The organism is Pseudomonas sp. 1L-B-1-E-C1, from assembly GCF_057291835.1.
On record NZ_JBXAWN010000014.1, the window covers coordinates 99,090 to 111,103 of the forward strand.

The window sequence follows — 12,014 nt, forward strand, 5'->3', positions numbered from 1 at the left end:
ATGCCGTTGAATGACACACCGCTTTCGCGAGCAAGCTCGCTCCCACAGGGTTCCGAGTGTTTCTAACAGGCACAAAAAAACCCGACGCAATGGTCGGGTTTTTTCTTTGCGCAAAAAGCTGTGCTTATTTCGCACGGCCTTTGTAGGAACCGCCTTCGCGGGTATCGATCTCGATCATGTCGCCGATTTCGATGAAGTCGGCAACCGACAGTTCGGTACCGTTCTTCAGTTTGGCAGGCTTCATCACCTTGCCGGAAGTGTCACCGCGAGCGGAGCCTTCGGTGTAGTCAACCTGACGCACGATGGTGGTCGGCAGCTCTACGGAAACCAGACGCTCTTCGAAGAACACCGCTTCGCAAACGTCTGTCATGCCTTCTTCAACGAAAGGCAGAACGCTTTCGATGTCTTCGGCGTTCAGCTCGTACATGGTGTAGTCAGTGGTGTCCATGAACGTGTAGGTGTCACCGCTGATGAACGACAGGGTGGCTTCTTTACGATCCAGGATCACGTCGTCCAGTTTGTCGTCCGCACCGTAAACGGTTTCGGTCTTGTAACCGGTCAGCAGGTTCTTCAGCTTGGTCTTCATGATCGCGCTGTTACGGCCCGACTTGGTGAATTCAGCTTTCTGAACCAGCCAAGGATCGTTGTCGATACGGATCACGGTACCGGGTTTGAGTTCTTTACCAGTTTTCATTGCGGATATCCGAATTTGGATGGGATTTACAAAAATCTAGGCCGCGTATCATATCCAATTTACATAAAACTGTACCAGCGCCGTGGCAAGATCCGCCTGCAAGGCCTGTTCCAGACACCATGCCTCGGCATTTTCCTCGAGTTCAGACCAATGATTTCGCGCCGCCAGCCAGTGCTCGCCGATCGGTTGGCCGGCGCTCCAGGCGCGCCACAGACCGTTCATCGCCTGCGCAGCAGCAGGCGAAAGGCCTTGGGTGTAGAGATCGAGAAACGCATCGAGCTTGTCCAGATGGATGTCGTCGTCCTGCTGGTAGATGTGCCAGAGCATCGGCCGCCCCGCCCATTGCGCCCGCACGAATGAGTCTTCACCGCGCACCGCGTTGAAATCGCAGCACCAAAGCAGATGATCGTATTGGTCCTGACGGACGAATGGCAGCACTTGCACGGTCAGCGACTCGCACATATGAATCGCGCCGACCGTCAGGGTTTCCACATCCAGCCAGCGCGCCACATCGCCGAGAATTCGCCCTTCCGGCACCAGCAGGTGAGTCGGCTGTGCATCGGCGGCCAGCACATCCAGCCAACTGGCCAACCCGGGGTTTTCATAAGCAAACAGCGAAATCAGTTGCGCGTCGGGCGCGGGATCGATGCCCAGGCCTTGCAGGAATTGTCGCTGCGCCGGTCGATCCTGCTGAAACTGCCGACGCTGTTCGAGCAATCCGTGCTCACGCAGCAAGCCTCCGGTGCCCGGCTTGAAACCTGGAAAGAAGAAGAACTTCTGCACCGATTTGTATTTCACCGACGGCAAGCCGTGGCAACCGGTGACCCAGTCTTCGGCGCTGAGATAATCGAGGTTGAGCCACAAGGGCGGCGTTTCCCGGGCGGCCATGCTGTCCATGTAATCAGTGGGCAGCTGACAGGCGAAGGCTGCGATGACTACGTCGGCAGCGTCCGCATGCGGCCACTCGCTCGGCCACTGTCGCACGTCGACGCCCTGCTGCCACTGCTGCGCAAGATCGATATCGATCTCTGGGCAGATACGCTCGAAGGCGCGCAGATCATCCACCCACAGGCGCACCGGCAACGCCTGTTCGGCCACCAATTGCCGGGCCAGGCGCCAGGTCACACCGATGTCGCCGAAGTTATCGACCACGGTGCAGAAAATATCCCAGCGGGGTTTCGCTTCAGCCATGCCGTTCTCCCGTTGGCAAAAAACCTCGATTGTCCGCATAAATGCGCTCGCGCAGAAGAGCCGACGGCGATTAATCTTCGTGCGACAATCGCCAATCGCCAATCGCCTGCAACCAGCCGCCAGGAGGCCGCCATGCCCTACCGTCCGAATCCGCGTCGTCCCTTGCCTGTTCAGCTTAGCGCGCTGCAGCTGACCGGCAGCATTGCGCTGGGCCTGTGGCTGGGGTTCCTGGCGATTGCGCTGACCTGCTGGCTGCTCTCGCGTCTGTTTTTTGCCGAGCAATTGGCCCCGGTCGCGCAAGCGGTGCAGCAGCGCGTCAATCCACCAGCAGCCGTCGAGCCACAACCGGAGGTTGCGCCGCCGCCAACGCCGATGTTCCAACAGTACGAAGAAAACCTGCGCAAGAATGAACAGCAGGCCCGACTGGATCAAGCGCGCGCCAATTCGCGCAATGCCTCCAATCCGAAATGCCAGTTCTGGCTGCAGCAGGACCAGACCGCGCCGACCGAAAAGAGCCGCGCCAACGTTTTGCAATTCTGCGATTGATCATGAACAAACACAGCGTCCACCAATTGATCCTAGACAAGCTGCGCATCGACCTCGACATTGCCGAGCGCGCCGCGCAAACCGCTTACGAAACCGCGACCCACGAAGAAAACATCGCCGAAAACAAATACGACACGCTAGGGCTGGAGGCGTCGTATCTGGCGGCCGGTCAGGCGAAACGGGTTGAGGAGATCCGTCAGTCACTGGCGCTGTGCCAGAACCTGACGTTGCGTGCCTACGATGAAAATCGCGGCATCGAAGTCGGCGCTCTGCTCGGTCTGGAAGACGAAAGGGGTCGCGAGCAATGGCTGTTTCTGGCGCCGGATGCGGCGGGGCTGAAAGTCGATGTGGTGGGTCAGCCGGTTACCGTCATCACCCCGCGCTCGCCACTGGGCAAAAGCCTGCTGGGCAAGTTCGAGGGCGATGAGGTGGAGATTCTGGTGGCGGGCACCCGGCAACAGTTCGCTGTCACCGAGGTGCTTTGAAGTAGGGACTTAGTGAACGGGCAGTTCGACGCCGTCGAACAGCTCTTCGAGCTCTTGCTTGTTGTGGCACTGAATGGCCTTGGCCATGACTTCGCGGGTCAGGTGCGGGGCGAACTTCTCGATGAAGTCGCACATGAAGCCACGCAGGAACGTGCCACGACGGAAACCGATCTTGGTGATGCTCGACTCGAACAACTCGCTGGCATCCAGCACCACCAGGTCGTTATCGAGTTTGGTATCGACGGCCATTTTCGCGACGATGCCCACGCCCAGACCCAGGCGCACGTAGGTCTTGATCACGTCGGCGTCAGCAGCGGTGAATACCACTTTCGGGGTCAGGCCACGATGGCTGAAGGCTTCGTCGAGTTTGGAGCGGCCGGTGAAACCGAACACGTAAGTAACGATCGGGTATTCGGCCAGCGCTTCGAGGGTCAGCTTCGGCAGCTTGGTCAGCGGGTGGCCGTGGGGTACGACCACGCAGCGGTTCCAGCGGTAGCACGGCATCATCACCAGGTCGCCGAACAGCTCCAGCGCTTCAGTTGCAATGGCGAAATCGACGGTGCCGTCAGCGGCCATTTCGGCGATCTGCATCGGCGAGCCCTGATGCATGTGCAGAGCCACGTCCGGGTATTGCTTGATGAAATTGCTGATCACCGGCGGCAGCGCATAACGCGCCTGGGTGTGAGTTGTGGCGATCGACAGGGTGCCCTTTTTCTCGTTGGAGAATTCCTGAGCGATCTGCTTGATGCTCTCGACCTTGCGCAGAATCTCGCCGGCGGTGGTGATGATGCGCTCGCCGGCCGGGGTTACGCGGGTCAGGTGCTTGCCGCTGCGGGCGAAGACTTCGACGCCCAGTTCGTCTTCCAGCAGGCGGATCTGCTTACTGATGCCCGGCTGCGAGGTGTACAGGCTTTGGGCGGTAGCGGAAACGTTGAGGTCGTGGTGCGCCACTTCCCAGATGTAGCGCAGTTGTTGAAGCTTCATATCAATCCCTCAAAGCAGGTAGACGCCACGGGCATCAGCGACGGTATATAACTATATTAATGGTTTGAAGAATAAATCTAGAACTTTTTATCAAAACGCCATTATTCCTGCTTCAACGATCTTCCCGCCGCCGGCGCTCCATCAGGGGCACCAGATACACCGGCACCTTGGCCAGCTGCAGAACCCGCGCCGCCGTGCGCCCCAACGGTGTTTCCGCGCCGACGCCATGGCTGTGACTGCCGACGATCAGCAGATCGACCGAGAGCTTGTGCACCTGATCGAGAATCACCTGCGACGGATCGCCCTGCAGCACGCGCACTGCGCGAATGCGCTGCAAATCCTGTTCGCCGTCGTCCCCCAGTTCTTCACGAAAGCTGTCGAGCACCCGTTGTTCGATATTGGCGATGACTGTTTTCAGACCCTGACTATGGAATTCGTTCAATGCCTGTTCGTCGAGATAGCTCTGCAGCACCGACTCGGCAAACAGGCCCATGGGTTCCACCGCGTGCACTACATACAGATCGGCATTGAAGGTGCGCGCCAACGCCAGGGCATGCTGCATCACGAACGGTGCATAAAGACCGAGGTCGGTGGCATACAGCATTGAGCGAATCATCGGGACCTCCTCGCGAGCCAACGATGGCGGAGATTGATTCAGCTTAGCAGTGCCTTGGCGAGTGCGACGGGCGACGCAACGTCCTGAATGAAAAGGCTCTAGATCGGCGGTTCGTTGCTGATGCCATGGGGTACATGGCCGGTGGCGACCACTTCACGGGCCAGCTCGCAATGGCCGGTCTGGTCATCGAAGAACACGTCGGCGGCGAAGGCTTCGAGGAACGCCGATTTGGTCAGGCCACCGAGAAACAGCGATTCATCGAGACGGATATCCCATTCGCGCAAGGTGCGAATCACCCGCTCATGGGCCGGCGCCGAACGCGCGGTCACCAGCGCCGTGCGGATCGGGCAGTCGTCATCGGGAAACTCGCGCTGCAACAGATTCAGCGCTGCAAGAAAGCCTTTGAACGGCCCGCCACGTAACGGCTCGCGCGCCGATTCGCGCTCCTTGGCCTGAAACGCTTCCAGCCCCCCAGACTGATAGACGCGCTCGGACTCGTCGGAAAAAATCACCGCATCACCGTCGAAGGCAATGCGCAATTCATCGCTGGCCGCGCGGCTGGCGCCACCGGACAGAATCGTGGCCGCGGCGAACCCGGCCTCCAGCGCCGCACGCACGTCTTCAGCGTGGGTCGAGAGAAACAGGTCGCAGCCAAACGCTTTCAGGTACGGATACGGACTGCGCCCACCGACGAACGCGGCGCGGGAAATCGCCAGACCATAATGATGAATGGAGTTGAACACGCGCAGTCCGGTGTCGGCACTGTTGCGCGAGACCAGAATCACCTCGACCCGCGCGCGGCCGAGGCGGCTGTTCAGGCTCAGAAGTTTTTCCACCAGCGGGAACGCATCGCCCGGCGCGAGGATTTCGTCTTCGTGCTCGATCTGATATTGCCGATAGGCTTCGACGCCGCTCGACAGGTAGACCTTGTGGCTTTCGCTGAGGTCGAACAAGGCGCGCGAGGAAATCGCCAGCACCAGTTTGTCATCGATGTTATTGGCCATGCTGCCCCCAAGACTCCGACTCAAATATTGCGTCGGTCGATAAAACCCAAATGGCGATACAACGCCTCGATGCGCGGCAACTCGCAGCCCGCCGCTTTCGCCGCCGCCAGTGGCCGGGCGTAGATCGCCTCCAGTTCCAGCGGGCGTTTGTGCGAAAAGTCGTGGTACATGCTCGGCCAATAGTCGGGCATTTTTTCCGTCATGGTGAACAGGTACTCGGCGTAACCGGGCGGGATTTCGTATCCACAGGCCTTGGCACCCTGCACCACTTCGGCCATCAGCGCCTGAATCGACAGGCGGCTGTCGGCATCGGCCATCAGCACTTCAGTGCCCGCGCCGAGCAACACCGAAAGGCCGTTATACGGGATATTCCACACCAGTTTCTGCCAGCGCGCCTGATGCAGATCGGCCATCGCCTGCGACTCAATGCCGGCCGCGCGGAACAGCCCGGCGCCCTCCTCGACGATCGCCATGCGCGCCACTTCATCGATCGCGGGACCGCTGTGGTAACCGACGTTTACCGCGCCAAGGGCCTGATGGGTAATCTGCCCCGGGCCTTCGCGATTCACGCAGATCAGGCACAGGCCGCCGAGCAGATGCAGCGAATCGGGCAGCAGCGGCCGCAGGCTGTCTTCGACATCCAGACCGTTTTGCAGCAACAGCACTTTTGCGTCAGATTTGGCCGCTTGAATGATCGCTGGCGCGAGGCCGGCGTTGCTGGTGGTCTTGGTGCCGACCAGCAGCCAGTCGCAGGGCGGCATGTCTTCGGCGGCGCGATAGACATTGGCCGGATTCAGCGTCAACGCACCGTGCACCGCACTGTTGATCTGCAAACCACGCTCCGCCACCGCGGAAAATTCGCTGCGCAACAAAAAGTGCACGTCGAAACCGGCACGCGCCAGCATCACCCCGTAAAATCCGCCGATTGCCCCGGTGCCGATAATCCCCACCACCGGTTTGCTCGCTGTCTCGCTCATGGCAACTCCTCTGCAAATCGACCCAGCGCCTGCGCCACTGCCTGGTTGAGTTCAGCAACCGTCAGGCGAGCGTGCACTGCGCCAAAAAACTCGCCGTCGCGCACCACAAACAGCGCCGGCAAATGAAACACCTGATAACGCTCGACCAGCCCGCCGTTATTACCGGCGTCGATCCAGCACAGCCGATCGATCGCCAGCGGCATGCCCGGCAACACCTCGCGGGCATAGCGACAACTGGCGCAGCCGACGCTGGTGAAAATCACCAACGACACACCGTCCATGGCCAGCAGCCGCTGGTCGGCATCGAAGTCGGTCAGCTCGGATTCGCCCACTATACTGGGGGAAACAATGTCAGATGGCCGACACAGGGAGTCTGTGCTCATGGGACGTTTCATTCCTCATCCGGACGAAGTTCCGGTTGAATTGACGTTACTCAAGCCTGAATGCATTTCCAGACAACAGCTGCACACTATCAGCCTCGGCGGCATCGCTTGCAATTACCACCGCGCCTGGCGCCACGGCACCGCGCTGCAAGTGCGCATGCCGACGCTGAATGCCGACTTCAGTTATCCGGGCTATGTGGCCTGGTGTCTGCGGCGTAAAAAAGGCTATCTGGTGGGCATTGCCTTCACTGACGAACAGACCCTGTTCAGCGCGCGAATGGGTGAGCAGGTGTGTCAGATCGAACGCTATTCGCGCATGCTGGACAGCCACAATGATCTGCAGGATATTCAGGCGCTGGCCCTGCAATGGGTCGAGGAGCATGCCGAAGAGTTCTCCCACGACAACCTTTGCAAGGCTTTTGCGCAGCCAGCGCTGGACTAAAGCACGGTTTGCCCATTGTCGAGCCGCGTCTGACGCGCTAAGGTTCGGCTCCCCCGACGCGCTAAATCTGCTGTGCTCCGCCGCGCGGGGTCGCTGGCGGCCGGCACCCGTGACCTGACGAGTAAACGATGGCTGATTTACCGATCAACGACCTAAACGTCGCCTCTAACGAGACCCTGATCACTCCCGATCAGCTCAAGCGTGATATCCCCCTGAGCGACGTCGCCCTGCGCACCGTCACCAAGGGCCGCGAAGTCATTCGCAATATTCTCGATGGCACCGACCACCGTCTGTTCGTCGTGATCGGCCCGTGCTCGATTCATGACATCAAGGCTGCCCACGAATACGCCGATCGCCTCAAGGTGCTGGCCGAGGAAGTCTCCGACACTTTGTACCTGGTCATGCGCGTGTATTTCGAGAAGCCGCGTACCACCGTCGGCTGGAAAGGTCTGATCAACGATCCGTACCTGGACGACTCGTTCAAGATCCAGGACGGCCTGCACATCGGTCGACAGTTGCTGCTGGACCTTGCCGAAAAAGGCCTGCCGACCGCGACCGAAGCCCTCGACCCGATCTCCCCGCAGTATCTGCAGGATCTGATCAGCTGGTCGGCCATCGGCGCGCGCACCACCGAATCGCAGACTCACCGCGAAATGGCTTCCGGCCTGTCCTCGGCCGTCGGCTTCAAGAACGGCACCGACGGCGGCCTGACTGTGGCGATCAACGCCTTGCAGTCGGTGTCCAGCCCGCACCGTTTCCTCGGCATCAACCAGGAAGGTGGCGTGTCGATCGTTACCACCAAAGGCAATGCCTACGGTCACGTGGTGCTGCGTGGCGGTAATGGCAAGCCGAACTACGACTCGGTCAGCGTTGCGCTCTGCGAGCAGGCGCTGAACAAGGCGAAGATCAAGCCGAACATCATGGTCGACTGCAGCCACGCCAACTCCAACAAGGACCCGGCCCTGCAACCGCTGGTGATGGAGAACGTCGCCAACCAGATCCTCGAAGGCAACCAGTCGATCATCGGTCTGATGGTTGAAAGCCACTTGAACTGGGGCTGCCAGGCGATCCCTAAAGACCTCGCCGACCTGCAATACGGCGTGTCGATCACCGATGCCTGCATCGATTGGTCCGCCACCGAAAATACCCTGCGCAGCATGCACGCCAAGCTCAAGGACGTGTTGCCGAAACGTCAGCGCACGTAAGCGTGGTTTTGCAGGCATAAAAAAACGCCGGACATTGTCCGGCGTTTTTGTGTGTGCGATTCAGATTTTCGCAGCGCGGCGCTGATGGCGTTCCATATAGCGCTCGACGTAGGAGCAGGATGGAATCACCGTGTAGCCCATTTCGTCAGCGTATTGCAGCGCGCGTTCGGTCAGCGCTGCGGCAATGCCACGGCCGCGCAGGGCATTGGGCACGAAGGTGCGATAGATATCCAGGGTCTGCTTGCCCAGATCCATGTAGGTCAGGTAAGCACGGTGACCGTCCACAGTGGTCTCGAATTGATGACCAGCCTGGTCATGGTGGATGGACAACGCCTCGCTCATCACTACTCCTCGCGGGTCTTGAATTGTGACCCCTACCTTACCGATGTTTTCCCGGCGAAGGAACATCTACGCCACCCCGTGCCTGATGGACACCGAGAAGAGCCACACCGATCTCGCGCTACCTGACACCTGCTCAATAGTAGGCACCATTGGCAAAAATGCTCAAGGTACGCTTGTCATCGCACGGTTTGGGCGCAAAGGCTTCGATGCTCGCAGGCCAGGCATGCAAGACGCTCTTGCGTGCCGTTTGCCTGAACATTGCCGGAATGTTGAGACTTAAGACGTGTAACCTTTTTTAAAGTCACCCCGTACATCAACAAAGATACGCGAAGCGGTTCGCAGAAGCGCAACAAAAGTGTGGACGATTCATTTAGAAAGACTTTAGCCGAAGTCGCAAAAACAGCAGGCGAGCGCGGGAACTTTTTTCGTTTGAGTCGCTCACGCCGGGGCTTGCAGCTGGATATTTTTTATACAGCGCAGTTAAAAGTTGCTCGAAAAAGAATCAACGCCTACAATTTTTTTTGCTTCTTGCGCTACGTCAGTTTACTTACTACAAGTAATGGGTAGTATGTACGCCGGCTATTTCCTCAATCGTGAGGAGACAGCCACTTAATTTGAAAGTCCTTGAAGGGGAACACGATGAACAACGTTCTGAAATTCTCTGCTCTGGCTCTGGCCGCAGTTCTGGCTACCGGTTGCAGCAGCGCATCGAAAGAAACCGAAGCACGTCTGACCGCTACTGAAGACGCAGCTGCTCGCTCCCAGGCTCGTGCAGACGAAGCTTACCGTAAAGCTGATGAAGCTCTGGCTGCTGCTCAAAAAGCACAACAGACTGCTGACGAAGCTAACGAGCGTGCTCTGCGCATGCTGGAAAAAGCTAGCCGCAAGTAATAATCCCTCGGGATTGTTATCGAGCCGATCCGGTTTTCCGGGTCGGCTTTTTTGTGCGCGATGCTTTTCTGCTGGCAATAAAAAACCCGCCGACGCTGCACGCATCGGCGGGTTTTCAATCAGCTCTTACTGCTGCAGATCGATCGGTGCACTGCTCACCATTGGCGCCGAGGTATTCGGCACGGCGATCTCTACCGGCAGGCCGTCTTCGGCGGCGACCACATCACGCACCACATCCCAGTTCATGCGCAGGTTGCTGGTGATGTCTTCACGCTTGAGCATCGCGTTGATCACCGCCGTGTGCTTGTCGACCACCGACGGGTTGCCCTTGTCGTCGAGCGGCGTGTGCGCTTCCAGATAGACCTTGCCGCCACTGCGACCGAACTTGTACGGGTCGTTGATGATGCGCACCGAGGTGCCGACCGGGACCATGCCGGCCATTTCCAGCACGTTGTTGTTGAACATGCGGAAGCAACCGTGACTGGTGCGCATGCCGATGCCGAACTTCTTGTTCGAACCGTGGATCAGGTAGCCCGGCGTACCGAGGGTGAACTTGAACGGGCCCAGCGGGTTGTCAGGGCCGGCCGGCACCACATTCGGCAGCGGATCACCGTCAGCGGCGTGCTCGGCCTTGATCGAGGCCGGAGGCGTCCAAGTCGGGTTCGGCGTCTTGGCGATGATCGAGGTGTGCGCGATCGGCGAGCCCCAGCCTTCGCGGCCGATGCCCAGCGGGAACGTGTACACCACGTCGCGGCCTTTCGGGTAGTAATAGAGGCGGTATTCGGCGAGGTTGATGACGATGCCTTCACGCGGGCCCGGTGGCAGGATGAAGCGCGTCGGCAGGACGATCTCGGTACCGGCGCCCGGCAGCCAGGCATCGATGCCCGGGTTGGCCGCGACCATTTCCGAGTAGCCCAGATCGTAGGTGGTACCCAGATCGGCAAAGGTGTCTTCGTATTTGGCTTTGATCACCTGCACCTGGCCGACGATGTCCTCGCCGGGCGGTGGCAGGGGAAGCTCCAATGCAGCAACGGGACCGGCCACACACAGGGCGGCAAGTGACAGGCAGCGGGTGACGGCAGGAAAGCGCGGCAACATCCGGAAAATCCTTCGCATGATCATCAAGGGTATAAGGGCGCGATTGTACACCGCGGCTTGGGGATTCGGGAGAGACGCCGATGGACCGTGTCGCGCCCTGAAAGATCGCAGCCTCGTTGCACTCGTCAGCTCCTACATCTGGAACGCATTCCCCCTGTAGGAGCTGCCGAAGGCTGCGATCTTTTGATCTTAGAGCTCGAAACGCAGCTCAGGCCAGATCGGCGAGGTGCCGCGCTTCTGGGATTCGAGAATCGCCCGGCACAGCGAGCACAGACGCTGATCCTGGAACACCCGGCGATCCACGCTCGACCAGCGCGGTTGCGCCGGCAACAGGCTGCCACAAAGGGTGCGATCGGCCGAGCCACCGAGTTCCAGCTGACGCGTCACCAGATGCACCCGCACTTCCTGGCAGGCGAACAGGTCCAACTGCTCGTCAGGCTCGATCAGTTGGTAGGCAAACAGGGACCAGGCAGGACGCGGCATCGGGGGCTCCAAATTCGGGGGCGCCACATTAGCCGAAAGCCTGCCACTAGAAAAGCCTCATAACAGCGGTTTTAGCGTCGGCCAGACATTTTCCAGCAACTTGCCCTGAGCCCCGACAGCCGGGTGCAGACCGTCGGCCTGCATCAGGTCCGCATGGCCGCCGACGCCTTCAAGAAAAAACGGCACCAACGGGATGTTTTTCTCTTCGGCGAGCTTGCCGTAAACCTCGGCGAACGAATCGGTGTAACGCTTGCCATAATTGGGCGGCAGCTGCATGCCGAGCAACAGCACTTTGGCGCCGCTCTGGCGTGAGCTGTCGATCATCGAGGCAAGATTTTGTTGCAATTGCGTTGGCGGCATTCCGCGCAGGCCGTCGTTGCCACCCAGCTCGAGGATCACCAGCGCAGGCTTATGCTCTGCAAGCAGCGCCGGCAGCCGCGCCTGGCCTCCGGCGCTGGTGTCACCACTGATCGAGGCGTTGACCACTTTATCGTCGAAACCCTCCTGTTTGAGCCGCTGCTCGAGCAGCGACACCCACCCCAGACGGGTATCCAGGCCGAAACCGGCGCTGATACTATCGCCAACGATCAGGACAGTACCCGCCGCTGCGTTCTGGGCCATGCACATCAAGGCCAGGCCAGCACTCAAAAACCATACACGCATCGGATTCTCC

The 12,014-nt window shown here is 59.5% G+C and carries 16 protein-coding genes; 5 read left to right on the forward strand and 11 right to left on the reverse strand.

Annotated features, from left to right (window positions below; all coding sequences use genetic code 11):
- Positions 1-124: 124 nt before the first annotated feature.
- On the reverse strand, positions 125-694 hold the full coding sequence (locus tag AC0Z4S_RS23030; RefSeq protein WP_003226785.1) for an elongation factor P: 570 nt from the start codon (positions 692-694) through the stop codon (positions 125-127).
- Between the two features lie 48 nt (positions 695-742).
- Complete coding sequence (earP, locus tag AC0Z4S_RS23035) at positions 743-1,885, reverse strand: elongation factor P maturation arginine rhamnosyltransferase EarP (RefSeq protein WP_485624720.1); 1,143 nt, start codon at positions 1,883-1,885, stop codon at positions 743-745.
- 132 nt (positions 1,886-2,017) lie between these two features.
- Here earP and AC0Z4S_RS23040 point away from each other — a divergent pair, with 132 nt between their 5' ends.
- Both AC0Z4S_RS23040 and AC0Z4S_RS23045 read left to right on the forward strand, forming a co-directional pair.
- On the forward strand, positions 2,018-2,431 hold the full coding sequence (locus tag AC0Z4S_RS23040) for a hypothetical protein (protein WP_253504071.1): 414 nt from the start codon (positions 2,018-2,020) through the stop codon (positions 2,429-2,431).
- Between the two features lie 2 nt (positions 2,432-2,433).
- Positions 2,434-2,916 carry a GreA/GreB family elongation factor gene (locus AC0Z4S_RS23045; RefSeq protein WP_471878146.1) on the forward strand — a complete coding sequence of 161 codons (483 nt, stop codon included), beginning with the start codon at positions 2,434-2,436 and terminating at the stop codon, positions 2,914-2,916.
- Positions 2,917-2,925: 9 nt separating this feature from the next.
- On the opposite strand, the gene cysB is transcribed toward AC0Z4S_RS23045, so the two are convergent.
- From cysB to AC0Z4S_RS23070, 5 genes are all read right to left on the reverse strand, one after another.
- Positions 2,926-3,900 carry an HTH-type transcriptional regulator CysB gene (cysB, locus tag AC0Z4S_RS23050; protein ID WP_016770873.1) on the reverse strand — a complete coding sequence of 325 codons (975 nt, stop codon included), beginning with the start codon at positions 3,898-3,900 and terminating at the stop codon, positions 2,926-2,928.
- A gap of 112 nt (positions 3,901-4,012) precedes the next feature.
- Entirely contained in the window at positions 4,013-4,516 is a 504-nt protein-coding gene (locus AC0Z4S_RS23055; RefSeq protein WP_016770874.1) for a universal stress protein, read from the reverse strand.
- A gap of 98 nt (positions 4,517-4,614) precedes the next feature.
- Positions 4,615-5,520: a 5'-nucleotidase gene (locus tag AC0Z4S_RS23060; RefSeq protein WP_485624721.1), complete on the reverse strand. Its 906-nt coding sequence runs from the start codon at positions 5,518-5,520 to the stop codon at positions 4,615-4,617.
- A gap of 20 nt (positions 5,521-5,540) precedes the next feature.
- Complete coding sequence (locus AC0Z4S_RS23065; RefSeq protein ID WP_485624722.1) at positions 5,541-6,497, reverse strand: putative 2-dehydropantoate 2-reductase; 957 nt, start codon at positions 6,495-6,497, stop codon at positions 5,541-5,543.
- Entirely contained in the window at positions 6,494-6,880 is a 387-nt protein-coding gene (locus AC0Z4S_RS23070; protein ID WP_485624723.1) for a thioredoxin family protein, read from the reverse strand. The genes AC0Z4S_RS23065 and AC0Z4S_RS23070 overlap by 4 nt, the downstream gene beginning before the upstream one ends.
- Here AC0Z4S_RS23070 and AC0Z4S_RS23075 point away from each other — a divergent pair.
- Positions 6,879-7,322, forward strand: a complete 444-nt coding sequence (locus AC0Z4S_RS23075; protein ID WP_485624724.1) for a PilZ domain-containing protein — start codon at positions 6,879-6,881, stop codon at positions 7,320-7,322. The genes AC0Z4S_RS23070 and AC0Z4S_RS23075 overlap by 2 nt on opposite strands.
- A 128-nt stretch (positions 7,323-7,450) precedes the next feature.
- Positions 7,451-8,527: a 3-deoxy-7-phosphoheptulonate synthase gene (locus tag AC0Z4S_RS23080; RefSeq protein WP_471878149.1), complete on the forward strand. Its 1,077-nt coding sequence runs from the start codon at positions 7,451-7,453 to the stop codon at positions 8,525-8,527.
- A 60-nt stretch (positions 8,528-8,587) separates the two neighbouring features.
- On the opposite strand, the gene AC0Z4S_RS23085 is transcribed toward AC0Z4S_RS23080, so the two are convergent.
- Positions 8,588-8,869, reverse strand: a complete 282-nt coding sequence (locus tag AC0Z4S_RS23085; protein WP_253504085.1) for a GNAT family N-acetyltransferase — start codon at positions 8,867-8,869, stop codon at positions 8,588-8,590.
- Positions 8,870-9,508: 639 nt separating this feature from the next.
- Between AC0Z4S_RS23085 and oprI the strand changes: the two genes are divergently transcribed.
- Positions 9,509-9,760 carry an outer membrane lipoprotei OprI gene (oprI, locus tag AC0Z4S_RS23090; protein ID WP_003183784.1) on the forward strand — a complete coding sequence of 84 codons (252 nt, stop codon included), beginning with the start codon at positions 9,509-9,511 and terminating at the stop codon, positions 9,758-9,760.
- A 126-nt stretch (positions 9,761-9,886) separates the two neighbouring features.
- On the opposite strand, the gene AC0Z4S_RS23095 is transcribed toward oprI, so the two are convergent.
- The 3 genes from AC0Z4S_RS23095 to AC0Z4S_RS23105 all read right to left on the reverse strand — a co-directional run bounded on the left by AC0Z4S_RS23095 (position 9,887) and on the right by AC0Z4S_RS23105 (position 12,004).
- Positions 9,887-10,858 carry a L,D-transpeptidase family protein gene (locus AC0Z4S_RS23095; RefSeq protein ID WP_024013783.1) on the reverse strand — a complete coding sequence of 324 codons (972 nt, stop codon included), beginning with the start codon at positions 10,856-10,858 and terminating at the stop codon, positions 9,887-9,889.
- Positions 10,859-11,047: 189 nt separating this feature from the next.
- Positions 11,048-11,341: a hypothetical protein gene (locus AC0Z4S_RS23100; RefSeq protein ID WP_003226812.1), complete on the reverse strand. Its 294-nt coding sequence runs from the start codon at positions 11,339-11,341 to the stop codon at positions 11,048-11,050.
- 57 nt (positions 11,342-11,398) lie between these two features.
- The gene (locus tag AC0Z4S_RS23105; protein ID WP_485624725.1) at positions 11,399-12,004 is read right to left on the reverse strand and encodes an arylesterase; all 606 of its coding nucleotides are present in this window, start codon (positions 12,002-12,004) and stop codon (positions 11,399-11,401) included.
- Between the last annotated feature and the right edge of the window lie 10 nt (positions 12,005-12,014).

Coding starts and splice junctions, on each gene's coding strand:
- AC0Z4S_RS23030 (WP_003226785.1), bottom strand. CDS start 694: ATGAAAACTGGTAAAGAACTCAAACCCGGTACCGTGATCCGTATCGAC.
- earP (WP_485624720.1), bottom strand. CDS start 1,885: ATGGCTGAAGCGAAACCCCGCTGGGATATTTTCTGCACCGTGGTCGAT.
- AC0Z4S_RS23040 (WP_253504071.1), top strand. CDS start 2,018: ATGCCCTACCGTCCGAATCCGCGTCGTCCCTTGCCTGTTCAGCTTAGC.
- AC0Z4S_RS23045 (WP_471878146.1), top strand. CDS start 2,434: ATGAACAAACACAGCGTCCACCAATTGATCCTAGACAAGCTGCGCATC.
- cysB (WP_016770873.1), bottom strand. CDS start 3,900: ATGAAGCTTCAACAACTGCGCTACATCTGGGAAGTGGCGCACCACGAC.
- AC0Z4S_RS23055 (WP_016770874.1), bottom strand. CDS start 4,516: ATGATTCGCTCAATGCTGTATGCCACCGACCTCGGTCTTTATGCACCG.
- AC0Z4S_RS23060 (WP_485624721.1), bottom strand. CDS start 5,520: ATGGCCAATAACATCGATGACAAACTGGTGCTGGCGATTTCCTCGCGC.
- AC0Z4S_RS23065 (WP_485624722.1), bottom strand. CDS start 6,497: ATGAGCGAGACAGCGAGCAAACCGGTGGTGGGGATTATCGGCACCGGG.
- AC0Z4S_RS23075 (WP_485624724.1), top strand. CDS start 6,879: ATGGGACGTTTCATTCCTCATCCGGACGAAGTTCCGGTTGAATTGACG.
- AC0Z4S_RS23070 (WP_485624723.1), bottom strand. CDS start 6,880: ATGAGCACAGACTCCCTGTGTCGGCCATCTGACATTGTTTCCCCCAGT.
- AC0Z4S_RS23080 (WP_471878149.1), top strand. CDS start 7,451: ATGGCTGATTTACCGATCAACGACCTAAACGTCGCCTCTAACGAGACC.
- AC0Z4S_RS23085 (WP_253504085.1), bottom strand. CDS start 8,869: ATGAGCGAGGCGTTGTCCATCCACCATGACCAGGCTGGTCATCAATTC.
- oprI (WP_003183784.1), top strand. CDS start 9,509: ATGAACAACGTTCTGAAATTCTCTGCTCTGGCTCTGGCCGCAGTTCTG.
- AC0Z4S_RS23095 (WP_024013783.1), bottom strand. CDS start 10,858: ATGTTGCCGCGCTTTCCTGCCGTCACCCGCTGCCTGTCACTTGCCGCC.
- AC0Z4S_RS23100 (WP_003226812.1), bottom strand. CDS start 11,341: ATGCCGCGTCCTGCCTGGTCCCTGTTTGCCTACCAACTGATCGAGCCT.
- AC0Z4S_RS23105 (WP_485624725.1), bottom strand. CDS start 12,004: ATGCGTGTATGGTTTTTGAGTGCTGGCCTGGCCTTGATGTGCATGGCC.